Genomic DNA, 19,081 nt, shown 5'->3' on the forward strand with positions numbered 1-19,081 from the left:
TTCCAGGGTGACAGAGGGCACTGACACGAGAATTCGAGGACCACCTCGGCGACGGCTAGACTTGGATACCGTGGCTTTGACAATTGGAATCGTGGGACTGCCCAACGTCGGCAAGTCGACCATGTTTAACGCACTGACCAAGAACCAAGTTCTCGCGGCGAACTATCCCTTCGCGACGATCGAACCGAACGTGGGCGTGGTCCCTCTGCCGGACGGGCGCCTCACGCGACTGGCGGAGATCTTCTCCTCCGAACGCATCCTCAACGCCACCGTCGACTTCGTCGATATCGCCGGAATCGTGCGAGGTGCCTCCGAGGGCGAAGGTCTGGGCAACCAGTTCCTGGCCAACATCCGCGAAGCCGACGCCATCTGCCAGGTCATCCGCGGATTCGTCGACGACGATGTCGTCCACGTCGACGGCAAGATCAGCCCCGCCGATGACATCGACACGATCAACACCGAACTCATCCTCGCCGATCTCCAGACATTGGAGAAGGCACGGCCGCGGATCGAGAAGGAAGTCAAGGGCAAGCGTGCTCCTGCCGAGCAGCTGAACGCGATCGACGCCGCCACCGAGATCCTCGAAGGCGGAAAGACGCTCTACCAGGCGATGCAGGCCGACAATTTCGATGTCAGTGCGCTGCGCGAGCTGCAGCTGATGACGGTCAAGCCCTTCCTCTACGTGTTCAACGTCGACGACGAAGTGCTCGCCGATGAAGACAAGAAGAACGAGATGCGCGCCCTTGTGGCGCCCGTTGAAGCGATTTTCCTCGACGCGAAGTTCGAGTCCGAACTCGCCGAGCTCGACGAAGAGGAAGCCCGGGAGATGCTCGAATCGACCGGTCAGGAGGAGAGCGGGCTCGACCAGCTCGCCCGTGTCGGCTTCGACACCCTCGGGCTGCAGACCTACCTGACTGCCGGTCCCAAGGAATCCCGTGCGTGGACGATTCCGAAGGGCGCCACCGCCCCCGAGGCGGCCGGAGTCATCCATACCGACTTCCAGAAGGGCTTCATCAAGGCCGAAATCGTGTCGTTCGAGGATCTCGACGCGAACGGTTCGATGGCTGCCGCGAAGTCCGCCGGCAAGGTCCGGATGGAAGGCAAGGACTACATCATGGTCGATGGGGACGTGGTCGAGTTCCGGTTCAACGTTTAAACCCCAGGTCAGAAGCCTAAACTGTGCTACAAAACCACGTAGCGACACGCGGGCTGGTAGCACTTTTGTAGCACCTCAGGAGGGGGCTTGGAGCGAGGGATCATGGCCGTGTCGGCCAAGGACTATGCCGGTCCGTACCTTCAGCTGCACGGCACTGCCACACTCGCTAGCCACGAGGTACGCCGACCGATGGAGGTGGCGCACTGATGCTACGGGAAATGACGATCACTGGCGGCACGTGCTTCGGGCGCACTCCGCTAACGGTCACCGGCCTGAGACCCGCAAGCTTCTTCTACGGTCCAAACGGGTCGGGGAAGACGACGATCAGCCGAGCATTCGCTGGCTACGGTTCCCTGCAGTTGAAGCCGCAGTGGCACGACGGTACGGAGCTGGCGGTACAGGTCTACAACAGAGACCTTGTGGACCAGATATTGCGAGAATCTGACCGGATGCCCGGTGTCTTTGTGCTTGGCGAGAGCAATGTCGACGCGCAGAAACGACTCGAGCAGATCCAAAAGCCCGGAGGCGAACGCGACCTGGCCGTAGGTCTGTATGGGCGAATGCAAACCAGCCACGAGGCTGCGCAAGAGCGCCAGCGTGACGCTAAAGAGTCATTCAGGAATGCAGCGTGGCACAAATACCGTGCTCTAGTCGACGAACACGTAGCCTTGTTGCCTGCGTTTACCGGACATCGGGGAGTGGATCGTAACAAGGACATGCTCGTGATGCGGCTCCTCGAACGAGATACGCCGAGTAAGGATGAAACCCTCCCCAAGCTCGACGACCTTCTCGCCGACGCCGCTGCGGTATTCGACACCGGGGCTACCACCCGGGCCCGACTTGCTGAGCTTGAAGACTTCCAGTGGAGTGACGAGGACGGCTTCGTGCTCCTGGACCAAAAGGTCGTAGGCAGTTCCGAGGTATCGCTCAGCGAGCTTGTGGAGAAGCTCGGTAACGAAGACTGGATCCAGACCGGACGCCAGTATCTCCATGGTGCGGATGGGCGTTGCCCGTTTTGTCAGCAGAAGGCACCCAAAGACCTGGCAAAGCAGTTGGAGGAGATGTTTGACGACCGGTATACAAAACAGCTTGAGAAGCTGAAGCAGCTGTCTACGGCATACTCGTCGTGGGTTCTGTCCATTAGAGCGGGTATAGCAAGCTGGAGCGCGGAATCCACCAACTACTTGGACGAAGCGGCGTACCAGAAGGCACTCGGGTCGTTGGAGAGCACCGTCAGCGCAAACGAGAGGCTGCTCGAGCAGAAGCTGGGTGCGCCGTCAGAGTCGGTGGATGTGTCTACGTCTAGTTCACCAGTGGAGGCCCTGAACGCTGTTATCCGCGAGGCCAACGCCAAGATCGATGCTCATAACAGGCTGGTCGAGTCTCAGAGAGATGCGAAGCCCAAACTGGCTGAGGACTGCTGGATCTACTTGGCCGACGTGCTCCTCCGTGACGAGCTGGCCGCATACTGGAAGAGATCCGTAGGTCTGCAGAAGGGTGTCGAAACCACAGCGCAGAAGATGAAGGAAGCATCGACGGCAATCGTCAAACTTGATGACGAGGTGCGCGATCTCCAGCAGTCGGTCGAATCATCACAACCAGTGATTGATGAGATCAATGGTCTTCTCGAAAGGTCTGGCTTCACTTCATTCCACATCGTCAATTCCACCGAGCTTCATGACGGATACATGCTGGCTCGGGACGGAGTTCCCCTTGATGAGCACTCCCTGAGCGAGGGGGAACGGACGTTCATTGCTTTCCTCTACTACTACTTCCGACTCAACTCGCGTGAGAATGCCTCGGCAAAGATTCTGGCGGTGATCGACGACCCGATCTCCAGCCTCGATAGCGATGTGCTTTTCATCGTCAGCGCTCTGGTTCGCGACCTGATCAACCGGGCCCTATCTAAGTCCGACCACCTGGCGCAAGTGATCGTTCTGACACACAATGTGTACTTCCATAAGGAAATAACTCAACTTAGACATAAGGATGAGGGGGCCGGTCGCTGCTACCACGTAATCAGGAAGAGTCTCACCGACGGAAACGTCGTTGAGACGCACGCCAAAAACCCCATCAGTACCGAGTACGAACGGCTCTGGTCCGAAGTCCGACGCGCCTCACAGGGCGAAGAGATGAGTGTCATCGGTCTTGAGAATATCCTTCGCAGAATCCTCGAGAACTACTTCCGAATCGCTGGTGGTATCTGGGAGGACGAGATCGTGCAGTATCTAGAGCCAGCCGAGCGGCCAGTGTTGCGATCTTTGTTCAACTGGGTCAATGAGGGATCCCATGGAGTGTTCGAAAATCTTCACTACTCACCAAGCGTCACGACTCAGGATATATATCTTGATGTGTTTAAACATGTCTTTGTCAACTCCGGGCATGATGCCCATTACAAGATGATGATGGGAATCGATGAATCTAAAGGCGCGGCTCATGTTCGCGTATAGTTTTCGATGAGTGAGGTGGGTAGTGGAGAGGTCGTCTTCAAGGTCTACGCCCCGGGTGACAAGCCTAATTCGTGCTACTGCGAAAAGTCGTATAGCGGCACTCTTGTAGCCGCGCGGAGGGGTGCTCTGAAGCCCAACATTCACAGCAGCATGTAGTTTTGACGGACGCCACGGGCGAGCGTTCGTTCGAAGGAGATTGACAGTGACACAGAAGAAGCAGCTGTTGGAGCTGACATGGCCCAACAAGGAGCTGGCGCTGATCCCCGTTGAGAACGGGCGCTACGACTACGACTGGATCGACCCTCGCGATCCTCGCTACTGCGAGGTCCACACCATCAACGTCGATCAGGTGGTCACCGGCACGCAGGCTCCGAAGGATCCGAAGAGGGCTTATTCGGAACGAGCTGACTTCACGCCGACTGACGATAACTTGCTCATCTTGGGGGAGTCCGGTGACGTCCTTGAAGCACTGATGCACGTTCCCGAACTGCGAGAGAAGTATCGCGGACAGATCAAGTGCATATACATCGACCCGCCCTTCAATACATCCAAGACCTTCGACCAGTACGAGGACAACCTCGAGCACTCCGTCTGGCTCACCATGATGAGGGACCGCCTGGTTCACATGCAGCGACTCCTCGCTGATGAGGGAACGATCTGGGTCCACCTCAACGACACCGAGAACCATCGGATGCGGCTGGTCATGGACGAGGTCTTTGGCGCGGAGAACTTCCTTGCGGAGGTCGTATGGGAGAAGGCTGACTCCCCGCGGCGAGGAGACGGATTCTCCGACGATCACGACAACATCATCGTCTACCGCAAGTCATCCAAAGCAGTTCTGAACAAGATGCCGCGCACCGAGGCAGACAACGCCCGCTTCACCAACCCTGACGATGACCCACTCGGCCCATGGTGGGACGACAACCCGACTGCCAATAAGGGCGACGGGTCAGGCGGCATGTGTTACGCCATCCAGAACCCACTGACGGGTGACCTCATGCGTCCTCCAGCTGGGTCAAGCTGGCGACTGTCGCAGAAGACGTATTTCGAAGAACTCAACAAGTGGGCGCCATACAAGTACAAGAACCTCCATGACGCGAAGTGGAGAGCTGAGAACGAGGGTGTACCTGTAGAGAAAGCCTCCGATGATGTCTGCGCCATTGTCCTAGACGTACCGCTGGCTAAAGCACAGGCGATGATTGAAGATCGCAGGAAGAAGCCCAACCTTCCGAAGATCCTCATCCGATCTACGGGCGGTCTTGGACGAAAGTCGTACATACCATCCGAGGGCACCAACCCGCGCACCCTGTGGCGGAACGAGGAAGTTGGGCACAACCGGGAAGCGAAATCGGAAATCAAGAGGCTCTTCCCCGGAAAGAAGGCGTTTTCGACGCCGAAGCCTGAACGACTACTCGAACGAGTCATCCAGATTGCTACTGAACCGGGGGACATCGTCCTTGACGTCTTCGCAGGGTCTGGTACGACTGCAGCGGTAGCGCACAAGATGGGTCGTCGGTGGGTGACTTGCGAGTTGATCGACAGCACCTTGAAAGACTTCATCCAGCCGCGGCTCGAGAAGGTCGTCAAGGGACAGGACGACGGGGGAGTCACGAAAACTGAGGGAGAGCGAGCGAACGCAAGCTTGGAAGGTCTTCCCGAAGATATGACCCCGGATGAGGCATTCCGCTTCACTCAGGTTCTGGCCAAGCTTCTTAAGGATCGCGAGGACGGTCCCCAGGACGAGAATGAAGACGGGGCCGACACCGGTTCTGAGGATCAGTCTGACGAGACAGGCACCGATGACGCCGAGACTGACGATCAGGACGCAACTGACACCGCCCGCGGGCTGAAGGCCAGCTTACGCGCATCGAAAGACATCAGGGCACTGAAGGCGCTAGCAAAGACACGTAAGACTAAGGCCACCATTAACTGGCGCGGTGGGGGCGGTTTCACTGTGGCGCGGCTTTCACCAACGTGCTTCGACTATGACCCCGACCTCGGTCTTGTGATGCTGAAAGAGGCTGCGACTGGCGGCGTTCTCATCAGATCAGTGGCTGCCAACCTAGGGTTCCGCCTGACGCCAGACCACCGTCACTTCCACGGGGTCCGCAACTCCATGCGATTGGTTGTTGTTGAAGGTCGACTCGACGAAGAGAAGGCCGCGGATCTGATCGCGCAACTGCCTGATGGCGAAGGTCTCACTATCGCCGCTACCGAGATTGAAGACGGGGTCCAGAGGTATCTGGCACGAACTGGGAAGGGCTGCCGCGCTGTTCACGTGCCCGGGGGCCTGTTCCGCATCAGCTCGAAGGAGATGAACTGATTGTGAATGCGCTGCCCATCTCGCTCGATCAGAGCATCATCGACCAGATAGCTCTTGAGTTCGATCTGCGTCCTCAGAACAAAGAGGGCCTTCGTCAACTGATCTTCAACCTTACTGGCACCTTTGACCCGCAGACGCCAATGGTTCTGGATATGGCGACCGGGTCGGGGAAGACCTACCTCATGGCCGCTGCCGTGGAGTACTTCCGCCGGCAAGGGTTGAGGAACATTATGATCGTTACGCCGTCCCTCGTCGTTCAAGACAAAACAGTCCAGAACTTCAGGGAGGGCACGCGACGATACGTCCATGGGTTTGACGTGGCGCCGTCGGTCGTGAGCCCGCAGGCGTACGACGAATGGCGTATGCGTCGAACAGCTCTGGCTCGGCATGATGCCGCAGACCCGTCGATGGTCTTCATCTTCAACGTGCACCAGCTCGTCGCACCCAAGAAGACTGCAAAGTCCAAGACCGGTACCGCCGAAGCGACTCGAACGAAGATCCGTAAATTCCAGGAAGACGCCGGGGAGCTCTACGAATACCTGACTGAGCTCGACGACCTGATCGTCATCGCTGACGAGTCGCATCTTTATGGCTCGTCTGCGAAGGCTTTCAACCAGGCGCTGAAGGACCTCAAGCCGGCAGCAACGATTGGTCTGACCGCTTCGGCAACCGAACAAGACAATGTCATCTACCACTACCCGCTCTACCAAGCTATTAGCGACGGTCACGTGAAGTCGCCAGTGCTCGTATACCGGAAGTCGGGGTACAAGGGAGACCGAGCGGACGCTCGCCAGCTACGCGACGCACTCTCTCTACTGCGGAATAAAGAAGCTGCCTACGAGTCCTATGTTCAGGCCAACCCCGAAGGTCTGAGGACGAAGCCAGCACTGTTCGTGGTGTGTGCCAACGTGGAAGACGCGACCGCAACAGCCGAACTGCTGCGCGGTCCTGGTTATTGCAATAGTGACGAAGCCGTTCTACAGGTCGACAACGAACACGACGATGAGCTGTCTCGCAAGCACCTCGACGAGCTGGACACACAGAACTCGCGCGTCCGAGTCGTGGTCTCGGTGGACAAGCTGAAGGAAGGCTGGGACACCAAGCGGATTGCTGTGATGTGCACGCTTCGCGCAATGGCCTCAGACGTCCTTACCCAGCAGACGATGGGGCGTGGACTCCGGTTGCCCTTCGGAAAGCGGACAGGTATCGCAACGATTGATCAGCTCGATATTCTCGCGCACACATCGTTCGAGGAGCTTCTCAACGATGAGGACATTCTGCAGACGTTCGGGTTGGACGGGGCAGCGGAGGAGGACCTAACGGGAGCCGACCTTTTGCTTGCTGGGGGTACCGAGCGGCCTTTGGCATCCGGTGCGGCCGGTGATGATTCGCAGGTGGGAGATCCGTTGCAGGGGCAGCCGGACAGTGCGACCACCCAGCCGGTGCGACTCCATGCTGATGAGGATGCTCAACCCGAAGACGAGGTGGCAGGTGCTGAACCGACGGTTCAAGCGCACGAGCTCGAAGACGACGAAGAGATTGAAATTGTCGACGCTCCGACTCCTGTCGTCGTTGAGATCAATCCAGCATACGCAGGAACTACCTTCTTGTTCCCTTCATCCTCGATGGAGAAGGCGACGGAGCCGTACCAGCTCATCAAGCTCCGCAATGAAGACGTGAATGAAGCTGCGAAACGAGTAACTGATTCGGGTGAAGTCCTGCATCGAAAGAAGCTAGTAGCTTCCAAAGACGACAACGCGATCAAGGCCGAGCGTATTGAGGACGCCAAGGTGGCCAGCGAGGAAGTCGACAAGGACAGCGTTGTCAAAGAGCTGACTCGGCGTGTGGTTGGGCTACAGCAAGTGACGCAGAGCAAGGCGAACGTCGCTCAGCTGAAGAACCGAATCATTCCCCAGTTCATGAAGGGCGTCTCATTCTCAGCTTGGACTGAGAAGGCAAAGGAGTCGGCCGTTACAGAGCTCGAGCGGTTGATCATCGAGAAGGTCACAGAGCACCAGCGTAAGACTCAGACCGAGACTACTGTTCACCCCATTGAGTTGCCTATCGACGGGACGTTCACCCTCCCTGTCGGCGAAGAGGTGCTGGACTTGCTCAATGAAAATGAGCGGCAGAAGTTCCAGGCGTACAAGTACTACGGTGACTGGGGGAAGGGACTGTTTCCTGTCGCATCCTTCGACTCGTGGAGCGGCGAGTACCTCTTGGCCACGATGCTGAACTACTCCAGCGACATCAAGTGGTGGAAGCGTCTGTATCGACGTGAAGGCGCGTCCATCGCGTACACGACTCGAGACAACTACTATCCAGATTTCGTTGCGCTCGACACAGACGACGTCTATTGGATCATCGAGGGCAAAGCGGACAGCGGACGCGATGACGAAGTGGTGGCGAAGAAGCGGGAAGCAGCTGAAGACCTCGTCAACCAGCTCATCAGCGAGCCGGATTTCGAAGACACTACGTGGGGCTACCTGATCGCATACGAGTCGGATGTGCAGCAAGCTGACTCGTGGGCTGATCTGAAGACGTTGGCGCAGCCAACCGTTCGCGAGCGGTATGACGACTGATCATCGTGCGTAGGGGAAGTGACGCATAAGTCTCTGTGACGTCTCTTGCTGGGTCACCAGTCGGAGTACACCAGCGTGATGATCTGCATCAGCGTAGTCACGTACAGGTCGTGTGTGAATGCCGTATTCGCTGAAACGCAAAAGGTGCCACATGTAGTGGCACCGATCGTCGCGGGACTGAGAGCTGTCAGTCAGTGGGCTCGAAGTCTTCCATTGTCAATGGGCGCTGGGTCTCCTCGAACGCCAGGTGACCGTTAGTGCGCTTCAGCACGGAGACTCGATCGCTGCGGTTGAAGTCCTCGAGCATCTGCTCAGTCTCTGCACGTGTGAGGGGTTTGATCTCTAGTGACATGGTGGTCTGTCCTTCAGTCGGTGATTGCTTGCACTGTCTACCGTGCCGGCGTTTACGCGGACACAAGCTGAACGTCGATGTTGCCGAGAGCTCCTTCGTGCATGAGCTCTAGACGTACGGCTTCCTGCAGTAGCACTCCGGTGGGCAGCCCTGACCATGTGCGCAGTCGTGTAAACCCAGACCACGTACCAGACGGCACGAACCAGCCCTGCCACGCAGGTTCACGCACCTCAGCGTGAATCGCAGACACAAGCAGGTCATCCCGTGCATGAGCGTACTTGTCGACGAACCGTGCGACGGCACGCTCCTGAACGTCGCAGAACCGTTCATGGTTCCGCTCGGCGACTGCCTTCAGTGCAGCGTGGTCGTTCTGATCAATGAGTACGTTTCGATACATGGCTGGCTCCTCCTGGTTGTCTGTCTTCTACCGTTGCTGCGCTCCACACAAGTGCAACTCGTCAGAACGGTAGACACCCTCGCAACATGAAGCTCGAGCGCGCACGTCGACAATGACGCGAGCGTGTCCACGTTACGTGGTGTTTGAGTCGCACACTCCCCAAGACTTCAGGCCTGAGTTCGCTGTGCCTTGTTGAGCACGCTGATGTTGTTGCGTCATCGTGCCGCGGCGCTCGGTTGTGCACGCGTCTAGAAAACAGCAAATGCCGCCAGCAGGAATAGTCCCCGCGGCGGCAAGTTTCGGCTGGCTGCAAATGCGTAGCTAGTCCGCACCCAATGCAGTCACTGACTCTCTACCTACTTGGTCGAGTCCATGTGACTCACTGCTGCACAACTAACAGCAGTCCACATACTAAACCTAATCTAACCTCTACAACTACTTCATTATCTTACATACATTCCATTTCAATACACTCCTAAATAATCACTCATTCTCTACATAAACACTTAATCTACACACTCCAAATAACTCATTCCCTACTCCCCTATTTACTTAAATACACCCCTTCAACATCTACTCAAACTACCTATTCAACTAAACACTCATTACTACCCTTTATTTTATACACACGCTATCACTTGCTCCGCAAGATGCTCCCGTGCCCGGCTTGTGTGTGCCAAATGCGCCTCCACGGTGTCTGACGAGACAACTCCTCGGCACGGTGTCAGAGGAGAAGCATCTAGGAGGAGCAACGTGTCTACATCAATCCAAGCAATCAAGGCCGGCGACGCACGAGGCCTTGCTGAGTACTACGCCAAGAAGGCGGGGGAGCTGGCCAAGGAAATGGCAGCTGAACCCGAAAACCAGGACCTTAGTCCTGAAGAGCTCATCGTGGCGGCGCGCGTCAAGATCGCTCGCGATGTCGCACGAGCGGAGGGCGCAGATCCCGATCAGGCCGAGGCCAAGGAGAGGGAATTGATCCGCAAGAGTCGTGTCGAAGGAACCGCAAGTTACTACGGGCCGAAGGCACTCGAAGGTGACGATCGACGGGAATGGATCCGGGGCTCACGCGTCGGCCAGGAGGTCAAGCAGGAGGACGTCGAGAAGCTCTTGATGGGGGAGGGAGCCGACGGTAAGCGGCTCGATGATCCGCGTGTACAGACGATCAAGAAGGCAGCGCGACTAGCCGGGTTCGAGGGCGAACTCGACGCGAAATCGATCACTGCGTTGCGGGAAGGTGTGCACCCAGAGACGGGTGAAGTACTCGAAGGGGTGGCCGCAGAGTTTGTGCAGAAGGCGTGGGCGGTCGAGGATCGAAAGAAGGCGGACGTCACGGGCGCAGACCTCACCTTCTCCGCCCCGAAGGGAGTCTCCTTGCTTGCGGCATTCGGTGATGAGTCGACCGCTGAAGCAGTCATCGAAGCTCACAACGACGCAGTCGCCAGGACCCTCAAGTGGGCTGAGGACAACGGCCATGTGGTAGCTCGGCGCCGAGTTGACGGCGAGATTGAGCGACAGGCGGGGACGTTCACCGACGTCGTCCGAATCACCGAGATGACCTCTCGTGAGGGCGACCCTCAGCTGCATAGCCACACGGTCGTCTCGGCATATGTCGCGGCCGAAGATGGACGGCAGTCCGCTTTGGAAATGCCCGTGCTCTATGGCGGCTCGGCTGCTCTGGACGCGGTGTACCGCCGCACGCTTTCCGAAAACATGAAGCAACGCATTCAGGTCGGGTTGGTCCCCGATGAACAGGGGAAGCTGAGCGTTGTTCCTGGCATCGACCCGAGCCTGATCGAGAAGTACAGCAAGCGTCGGCAGCAGATCAACGAGTCTTTGGAGGAGCGCACGCGGGAGCGTGAGCGGCTAGAGAAAGTCATGGGTGGATCTCGTCAGCTGTACGAAGATGCCTACGCAGCAAAGGAGCGCGACCAGATCCTCACCCCGGATCAGGAGCGCCGCGCTGAGATCTACAAGAGCTGGTTGGAATCAGGAACGACCCCTGCCGCTGCCGCTCTGGCTACACGCAGCACTAAGGCTGAGGAGTCGGAGGTTTCCGCGCGTGAGCGTTGGTCTCAGGACCCCGATTCGCCTGACGGCGACGCATTGCTCAAGGCGGCCCAGAAGGCTCAGAAGAGTCATGAGCAGACGGTGGAACAACCGCAGTGGAGCGCAGACGAGGAGCAGAAATTCCACGAGCAGCTGTCCGAGGTTCTGACGCGTGACGCGGCGAGCTTCTCCGCAAAGGAAGCTTGGGCAGCGGCAATCCATCTCGCGCCGGAGGGCCTCGACGACGAGGAACTCAAGAGCACCATTGGCCGCTACCTCGAGTCCAGGGCACTGGTCATTGGCGACAAGCTGCAGCAGGATCTCAGCGACATCTGGGTCGACAAGACGAAACGGTTCACCACCGAGGAGGTCGTCCAAGAGGTCAAGCAGATGGTTGAGCGCGGCAAGAAGATGGAAGCCGAGAAGGTCCGTGTCGATGAAGAGGTCGACCTCAATGAGGCGGCGCAAATGGCGGAGAGCTACAACCTCAGTGAGGATCAAGAGCAACTCTTCGCCGCGTACCTGACCGGGCAGCGCCTAACGATGACAGAGGGTCCTGCAGGTTCCGGCAAGAGCTGGGTCCTGGGCTTGATCAGTGAGCACGCACGGACGCAGCAAGGGATGTCGGTGACAGTCCTCTCAACCAAGGCGGACCTCGCTGCAGAGCTGGCTGCTGAGATCGGCGCGGACCGTGGAATGAGCCTGACGAAGGCAACCATGCGTTCGGAGGAAGTCGGCGCGAAGGGTGCCTTCGAAGCCGGCTACTGGGCCCAAGGCCTGAGCGATGAACAGGCGGAAGAGTTCTTCGAGATCAAGGCATGGATGCGCGAGGCAAGCTCAGAACGGGATCGCGAGAGAGCCGAGAAGGCAATGAATGAGTGGGCTGAAGACCTGCCAGATATGGATGAAGCCCAGAAGCTCAAGGCCAAGCGCGACATCGTTGAGAACGTCGACAAAGCAGCCGAGTTCGTAGGAGCTGGCGGCGTACGCCAAACCGCATACGCGCAGCGCCAGAAGCTCATTGAGCAGACGGAAAGGAACCCCAACGCGTACGCCAAGATCGACGATGAGAAGCCACAACTCTTCATCGTCGACGAGGCAGCCATGTCGAACAACGAGACGCTTGGTCGCTTGGTCGAGTACGCCGAGGAGCGCGACAACATCCAGGTGGTGACTGTCGGCGACAGCGCGCAGCTCGCGGGCATCGGGCGTGCAAATGGCTACCGCGAAATGGTGGATGCCATCGAACCTGTGGAGCTCGCTGAGACCCGCCGTGCGAAGGCCGAATGGGAGCGCAACGCGCAGCTCGAAATGCGCAGTCTTGAGTACGACGAAACGTCCGAGGAAGTTCACGAGCAAGCACTCGGCCTGGTGAACAAGTACGACGACGAGGGCCGCATCGACCACGTCGGTGAAGAGCATGTGGAACAGGCGATCAAGGACGGCAAAGTCTCCGCCTCCATGGCTCGACCTGACCTTAGTCTTGCGTCTGAGCAGGCTGCAGATTGGTACATGGACCAGCAAGCCAATGAGGACGAAACCAGCCTCGTTCTGACTCCCACCAAGCGTATGCAGGCGGATGTTGCCGCGGAGATCCAGCAGCGGCGCATCGCCGATCCAGCCGACGAGCGAATGACTGAGGACGCTCGAAAGGCTGTTCTGCGTCTGGACGAGCAGCTGTCTCAGGAAGTACAGGTTGGCGAGCCTGTGATGGTCCGCGAGAACATGTCGAAGAAGGGGCTCCGGAACGGCATGACGGGCGAGGTCGTGCGCGTCGGACCTAAGGGCGGCGTGAAGATCGAAGTGACTGACGAGCGAGGAAAGAAGTTCACCCGCAACCTGAGCCAGAAAGAACTGGACAAGGGGATGCTCGCTCTCGGCTATACGAGCACGTCCCACAAAGCACAGGGCGCAACCGTCGATAGGGCACTGTACGTACACGACACCGAGTCGGAGTTCGCCGACCGGCACATGGTGTACCCCAGCATGACACGAGGTCGCGACGAGAACCGGGTCTTGATTGTCGGCGGCAAACGCGAGGAAGGTCTCGATTCTCTGGCTACGTCAATGCACCGTTCCGACTCCTCGTCGATGCTGCAGACGATAAACAAGCCAATCTCTGAGGAAGAGCTTGCGTCCGCGTCTAAGCGCTTCCCGTCGGCAGACCGCAGTGAGCTGGAAGATCTGGTTCGTGAGCAGCGCGCAGCGGAGGCACGCCGAGAGATGGCTGAGCGGCAGGCGCGTAGGAATGAGCGCCGTACGGTGCAGCAAGACCTGGCGGCTGAGCGAATGAAGGCACGTCGTGGCGTGTCAATGGCCGCGTAATGCTGTCAGGTGGCCGAGACCGTCTCAGCGCCTCTCTGAGTGCTTCGCTCTAGGGCGCGTTGATCAAGTGGTGTCGTGTTCGTGCGGGCGAGTCTTGGGTGGTGGCGCGACGCGAGATCTCGGACGAGGTGTGGGCTGTGATGGAGCTGTTGATGCCGACGGCGTCGGGGCGTTCTCGGCCGTGGTCGGATCACCGGCTCGCGGTCGAGGGGATGGCGTGGAAATACCGCACGGGTGCGCCTTGGCGGGATGTGCCGGAGCGGTTCGGGAAGTGGAACTCGATCTACAAGCGGTTTGCCCGGTGGTCTGAGGATGGCACCTGGGAGAAGCTGCTGGCTGAGGTGCAGAAGCAGGCAGACGCGGCCGGGAAGGTCGACTGGGTTGTGTCGATCGATTCCACGATCGCGCGCGTGCATCAGCACGGCGCGACACTGAAGCGGGACGAGGGGGCTCTCTCGAATCACAAGGATCCGTGGATCGAACCGCCTGACCACGCTATTGGGCGCTCTCGTGGCGGGTTGACCACCAAGCTGCATCTCGTCGCCGATGGGCGCGGCAGGCCGCTGGGGATGGTGATCACGGGAGGGAACGTCAACGACACCACGATGATGACCGCCGTGCTCGAGGACATCTGCGTCCCTCGCGCCGGCAAGGGCAGGCCTCGAACCCGGCCGGAGCGTGTCCTCGCGGACAAGGGCTATCCGTCGAAGGCGAACCGAGCATGGCTGCGCGCCCGGGGCATCGCCGCCACGATCCCCGAACGCGACGACCAGATCGCTCACCGCCGCAGGAAGCCTGGCCGCCCCATCGACTTCGGCCACCAGCAGCAAGAACGCTACAAGGGTCGCAACGTCGTCGAGCGGTGCTTCAAACGCCTCAAGCAGTGGCGCGGGATCGCGATGCGCTCAGACAAGCTGGCCCGCAACTACCGCGCCGGCATCAGCCTCGCTACCACGCTGATCTGGATCAAGACCGAGGTCATTAGCCTGCCAAGCGGGTGGTAGCCGATGCCCTGTGAGAATTTCGCTTGAGGCGTGCAGCGGTCTTGTTGACCCGCCCTGCGTTGTACCCCAGAGTATGCACAGTAACCGCCTTCAACCCGTCATAGGAAATCCCGACGAACGCGGCATGATCCAAGGTTCCCCCGTCATGCCAGTATTGTTCTCCGTCATCCCCCCACCCGAATGGTTTTTCCCCAGGCGTTTGCTGTGCGCGGGTAATGGCGTACCGTTCGAGCGCATCGAAGGTGCCGTGGAGGCCTCCCGCGCCGACGAATGGACCAGAAAGCTTCCACTGCCTGCACGCGCGGCCAGTCCAGGTATGGAGGACGGGAACACTATTTGGATCTGGGTCTATCGAGACGTCCGTGACTCCGAGCGGGGTGAAGACGTGTCGCTCCGCGAGCGTCCACCAGTCGTTCCCGGTGGCCACCTCAAGCAGACGCGTGAGGACCGCGTATCCAAGATTCGAGTACTCGAACGAGCCCACAGGGCCGCGCAGTTGCTCTGATATGTCAGGCAAAACGTCGGAGTCGAAACGCTCAGTGGTGTACTTCGCGTAAGGATCGCGAGCATCGGCCGTAGTCTTGATCATTCCCTTGGGCAGCCTCGGTAGCCCCGAGGTGTGTTCCGCAAGACTGCGAACATCCACTTCCCTCGGGAGTCCTGTCTCCGGCAGAAACTCGCTCACGGGCGATGACAAACTGATCGAGCCCTCACGGTCAAGAAGCTCTGCAATCCGGGCAGTGACAGTCTTTGTGACAGATCCCCACTCAAGCATCGGATCCCCCTGGTGCAACGACCCGGTCTGCTCCACCTCGATGCGCCCAGCGTTCCGGAAGCGGTAAGCCTCGCTCTTCGTGCGCACTATCCAGCTCATGACGCCAAGCCTATCTGCGCAGCTCAAAGAGGTCGAAGTAAATGTTCACCGGGCTTTCGCGGAGCGCGGTCAAGGTGCTCCAGCTCACTCAGTAAGATCCGGCGCCAACCCCGAGCAACTGTCCATCGGAACCTGTCGGACTTGTTCAACGCGCCCTAGAGCCCTTCTAAAGCGCGCGAGCTTCGATGAGTAGAAGCGTCGCCTTGCGCCTCCCCTTCTGCTGACGTAAAGCTCTATCCACTAATGCGCCCGAGCAACTGGGAGGCCGCTCGTGAGGTCGACGTAGGGCTCGGATCAGAGTCCCGTTGAGCCGGTTGGGCATCTCAGAAAAGTCAATGCACGCATGCCGTGGGGTTGGCACGCTCAGCTGTTTGAAGTGAGACAATTTTGCGTATGGCAGACTCCGAGAATCTTCAGCCGCGCGAAGCTATGCGCTTCAACTGGCAAAACCATGTTGGGTTGATCGTTGGGGCTGCCACTGCAACTCTCGTGTGCATCAAGATACTCGCAGTTGCGAACTGGGATATGAATACTGCTTTTGGCGTACTTGCGGCGAACGGAACGGCAAACGTATTAACCGGTGCGCTTCTAGCGGTTCTCCCAGTTCTGGTGGCGGTATTCGCTGTAGTTGTGGCTCCGATGCTTGAGCACAAGCTTCCTCAGCGAACACCATTTGAACGTGCGGCGGCACGGTTGGTGCCGACGTGGCCTGGGATATTTCTGGTATTCATTGTTCCGACGTATCTGCTATTCCTGGTCTATCTGTGGTGGATTTCCATTGCGATAACTCGAGTGATTCGATCGAGAAGAAGGAAGACGAAAGGTGAGGCCTCGAAGGGCTCAAGGCAACGTGGGTCCCGTCCAAGGCGTTTCGACTCTATCGGCCTGGGGTTGGCCTCGGTCTTTGTATTAGTGTTCAGCAGTCTGCCGACGCCATGGTTGCCACCTGAGGTTGTCTCCTTGGCGGGGGAAGAGGAGACCGCTTTTGTGCTGAACCTGGATCAGGATAAGGCTACAGTTTTGCTTGCTGATGATCGCTCGCTTGCTCAAGTGGACGCGAATGCGGTTTCCGGTCAATATTGCGTACGATTCGGATTCTGGCTGAAGTCTCCATTTATTTTGGTTCTTAAGGACGAGCGGTACCCTCGCTGTCCAGGATGAGTTTCCGCTGAGGTGCCCTGCTGGACGCACTTTTAACCATTGAGATCGGAGGCTGTAGCGCATAGCAAAGCACCCACCGCGTGGGTGGGTGCTTCAGTGGAGGTTGGCTTCCGTGCCTCTTACACAGTGCCGAACCGGTGGGTGATCTGCATCCAGTGCTCGACGTCGCGAAATACTATCGTCGGGCATTTTCTGCCACGGCAGCGCGGACCTCTGCGAGAGCTTTTCGGTCGCCCTGGATGGCAGCTCTCATCGAGCCGTCTTCGAAGAACGGTGTGGTACGAACTTGAACAGCACCACCGTTGTGACTCCGGGTTCCCTTGAGGATGACCACCGCGTGGAACTCCTTCATCGCGCTAATGTTTGCGTACGTGGCGACGTCCTTCTCCACGAGTGTCTCGGTTGTGGTCACGGATTTCGACCTACTGCCAGAGTCGCGTACACCCTTCACGGTGCTGTTGACGGTGCCTCCGTAGTTCTTGGAATCACTTGTGGTGTGGGCGTAGCTCTGGGTCTGGATCAGCTCACGCTTTCCGGCCTGGCCTGTGAACAGCTCTGCCAACTTCGGATCAGACCCCTTTGCCAATGCGATGTGGCCGCCGGAGCAGTTGTTATGCAGAGAATTGGCGATGTTCTCGCCGAACGTCTCAACAAGATCTGAGAACGACTGGGTGCAGAGGACGAACTTGATCCTTGCGGAACGGGCGAGGTTTCCTGTCCAGTTCTGGAGCTCAGGGTGAGGCGTACAGTGAACAAGCTCATCCAGTACGACGAGATGCTGGTCAGCCAGTTTGCCGCCATTGTCCTCGGCCATTGTCTCGAGGGCGCGTACGTAGCAGCCAAGAAGGGCATTGGTCAGTGGTCGCTGAAGGACCTCAGGGCACACCATGTAGAGAGTGTGCGTCTCGTGCATGAAGTCATCGAGCGTCAGCGTGTTGTCAGCATCCCAAGGTTGCACGTAGATGGCGTAGGAAGCCTGAAAGGACTCCGTGACCTGACCGATGGAGCCGAGGATGCCGGCTCGAGTATCGGGCGCAGCCGCTGCTTGGATGGTCGAGATTAGAGCAGCCTGGGCCAGTTCCAGGGCTTCCAGCTGTGGTCTGATTTCCTCGCTCCTGCGCCTGTACTCATCCGGGTACTGCTGAAGCTTCCGTTCGTAGTCGGCCACGCTTTGCAGGTACGTGGTGTACTCCTTGAGCTCCTTAGCCTCTTCTGCATCGGCAGGCAACGGAAGTTGCCGAGCATCGGCGTCGGAGGACAACTTTGCTGCCCGTTCGTGCAGATCCTTGAGCTTGCGCGGAAGCTTAGGCTCCTTCAGCAGCTGCGGGTTGCGGTTCTCCGCATACTTCTTTAGATCGTCAGCTGCCCGCTGCAGGTCATCGCTGAACGTTTGCCAGGAGTTCGTGGACTTGCCGTCGCCTTCTCCATCGGTTTCGCCGAGCTCCTTTAGCTTCTGCATCAGGCTCTTCAGGGAAGTTCCCGGCTGCGTACGGAGGTAGACGATCAGTGCGGCGATAGCTGTCTTAGCGTGTAGCTGGAAGAACTCGTTCTTTCCGCCAGTCTCGGCGCCATCGACGCCCTTGAGGAGTGCGCGTGCGGTCTCTCGAGCACGCGGCCAAGAGACGCCCTCGGTGATAGGCGTCCAGACCCTGACGTGCTCCTTGAGCTTTGGGATCTTCCCGGCCTTGCCCGCAGGGTCAAAGATGACCACTGGTCCGTCGTAACTTCGAGCCGCGATCGTGTTTATGGCCAAGTCGGTCTTGGTGGTCGACACAAGCGCTGAGTGTCGGTGGCGTAGGACGGTGGGGACCACTACGCCGACGGACTTACCTGAACCAGGGCCACCGTAAACGTCCACGCTGGAGTCGGAGTCGTCAATGACAAACTCGGTGTCAACGACGCCAGAATCGGGATCGACCAGGTTGCCGAAGACGAAGCGGTCCTCGCCTTTGGCATCCCTGATGCGAGCCTGGATGTCGCGCTTACCCTTCATCGGCTTAGGCGCGGCTAGGTCGTTCTCCTTCTGGAGAATCCTCTGCTGGGCTGAACGGTTGTAGGCCCAGTGCGTCAGTGCGGCGATGCCAAGGACAACGAGGACGACCGCGCAGATGACAATGACAATGATGGGCTTAGTCAAGCTGTGCGCCTCCCTTCGCCGAACGACGAGCAGCGTGCTTCTTGAGCTGGCTTCCCGTAAAACCACCAATCGTGGTGACGGTTCCGATCAGGCCACGGCAAACTACCCCGAGGGGCTTCTTCCACTTCGCGGCCCAGTAGACAAGGACGATCGCGGTCAGGATGAGTAGCCCAGGGGTTGGGTTGCTGATGCATGCGATCGGGGTCACGGCACTCATGACCCAGCCGGTCACCTTCCAGTGCGTCTTGGTCATCTTCACTGGGCGCCACCG

General features: G+C 58.6%; 11 protein-coding genes. 7 read left to right on the forward strand and 4 right to left on the reverse strand.

The window, feature by feature from the left end; genetic code table 11:
* Window positions 1-70 precede the first annotated feature (70 nt).
* The 4 genes from ychF (at window position 71) to BEP01S_RS07365 (ending at window position 8,511) form a co-directional block, all read left to right on the forward strand.
* Window positions 71-1,156, forward strand: coding sequence for a redox-regulated ATPase YchF (ychF, locus tag BEP01S_RS07350; RefSeq protein WP_062242292.1), 1,086 nt, complete (start codon window positions 71-73; stop codon window positions 1,154-1,156).
* Between the two features lie 218 nt (window positions 1,157-1,374).
* Window positions 1,375-3,606 carry an AAA family ATPase gene (locus tag BEP01S_RS07355; protein ID WP_167348266.1) on the forward strand — a complete coding sequence of 744 codons (2,232 nt, stop codon included), beginning with the start codon at window positions 1,375-1,377 and terminating at the stop codon, window positions 3,604-3,606.
* A 202-nt stretch (window positions 3,607-3,808) separates the two neighbouring features.
* A complete protein-coding gene (locus BEP01S_RS07360) occupies window positions 3,809-5,929 on the forward strand; it encodes a site-specific DNA-methyltransferase (protein WP_062241875.1) in 2,121 nt (706 codons plus the stop codon).
* Between the two features lie 2 nt (window positions 5,930-5,931).
* A complete protein-coding gene (locus BEP01S_RS07365; protein WP_062241877.1) occupies window positions 5,932-8,511 on the forward strand; it encodes a DEAD/DEAH box helicase in 2,580 nt (859 codons plus the stop codon).
* 187 nt (window positions 8,512-8,698) lie between these two features.
* Here the strand turns inward: BEP01S_RS07365 and BEP01S_RS16785 are convergent, their stop codons facing one another.
* Window positions 8,699-8,863: a hypothetical protein gene (locus tag BEP01S_RS16785; protein ID WP_157070536.1), complete on the reverse strand. Its 165-nt coding sequence runs from the start codon at window positions 8,861-8,863 to the stop codon at window positions 8,699-8,701.
* A gap of 1,150 nt (window positions 8,864-10,013) precedes the next feature.
* Here BEP01S_RS16785 and mobF point away from each other — a divergent pair.
* Together mobF and BEP01S_RS07380 are read left to right on the forward strand one after the other, a co-directional pair.
* Window positions 10,014-13,634: a MobF family relaxase gene (gene mobF, locus BEP01S_RS07375; protein WP_062241881.1), complete on the forward strand. Its 3,621-nt coding sequence runs from the start codon at window positions 10,014-10,016 to the stop codon at window positions 13,632-13,634.
* Window positions 13,635-13,732: 98 nt separating this feature from the next.
* The gene (locus tag BEP01S_RS07380; protein WP_062241883.1) at window positions 13,733-14,638 is read left to right on the forward strand and encodes an IS5 family transposase; all 906 of its coding nucleotides are present in this window, start codon (window positions 13,733-13,735) and stop codon (window positions 14,636-14,638) included.
* Here BEP01S_RS07380 and BEP01S_RS07385 read toward each other — a convergent pair.
* A complete protein-coding gene (locus tag BEP01S_RS07385) occupies window positions 14,616-15,512 on the reverse strand; it encodes a serine hydrolase domain-containing protein (RefSeq protein WP_062241885.1) in 897 nt (298 codons plus the stop codon). The two genes, BEP01S_RS07380 and BEP01S_RS07385, sit on opposite strands and share 23 nt — an antisense overlap.
* Window positions 15,513-15,905: 393 nt before the next feature.
* Between BEP01S_RS07385 and BEP01S_RS16790 the strand changes: the two genes are divergently transcribed.
* Complete coding sequence (locus BEP01S_RS16790; RefSeq protein ID WP_157070537.1) at window positions 15,906-16,673, forward strand: hypothetical protein; 768 nt, start codon at window positions 15,906-15,908, stop codon at window positions 16,671-16,673.
* Window positions 16,674-16,848: 175 nt separating this feature from the next.
* On the opposite strand, the gene BEP01S_RS07390 is transcribed toward BEP01S_RS16790, so the two are convergent.
* Both BEP01S_RS07390 and BEP01S_RS07395 read right to left on the reverse strand, forming a co-directional pair.
* Window positions 16,849-18,810, reverse strand: coding sequence for a type IV secretory system conjugative DNA transfer family protein (locus BEP01S_RS07390; protein ID WP_062241887.1), 1,962 nt, complete (start codon window positions 18,808-18,810; stop codon window positions 16,849-16,851).
* Window positions 18,803-19,069, reverse strand: coding sequence for a hypothetical protein (locus tag BEP01S_RS07395; RefSeq protein WP_157070538.1), 267 nt, complete (start codon window positions 19,067-19,069; stop codon window positions 18,803-18,805). The genes BEP01S_RS07390 and BEP01S_RS07395 overlap by 8 nt, the downstream gene beginning before the upstream one ends.
* Between the last annotated feature and the right edge of the window lie 12 nt (window positions 19,070-19,081).

The organism is Brevibacterium epidermidis NBRC 14811 (genome assembly GCF_001570805.1).
In the GTDB taxonomy this organism is placed as follows: Bacteria; Actinomycetota; Actinomycetes; order Actinomycetales; family Brevibacteriaceae; genus Brevibacterium; species Brevibacterium epidermidis.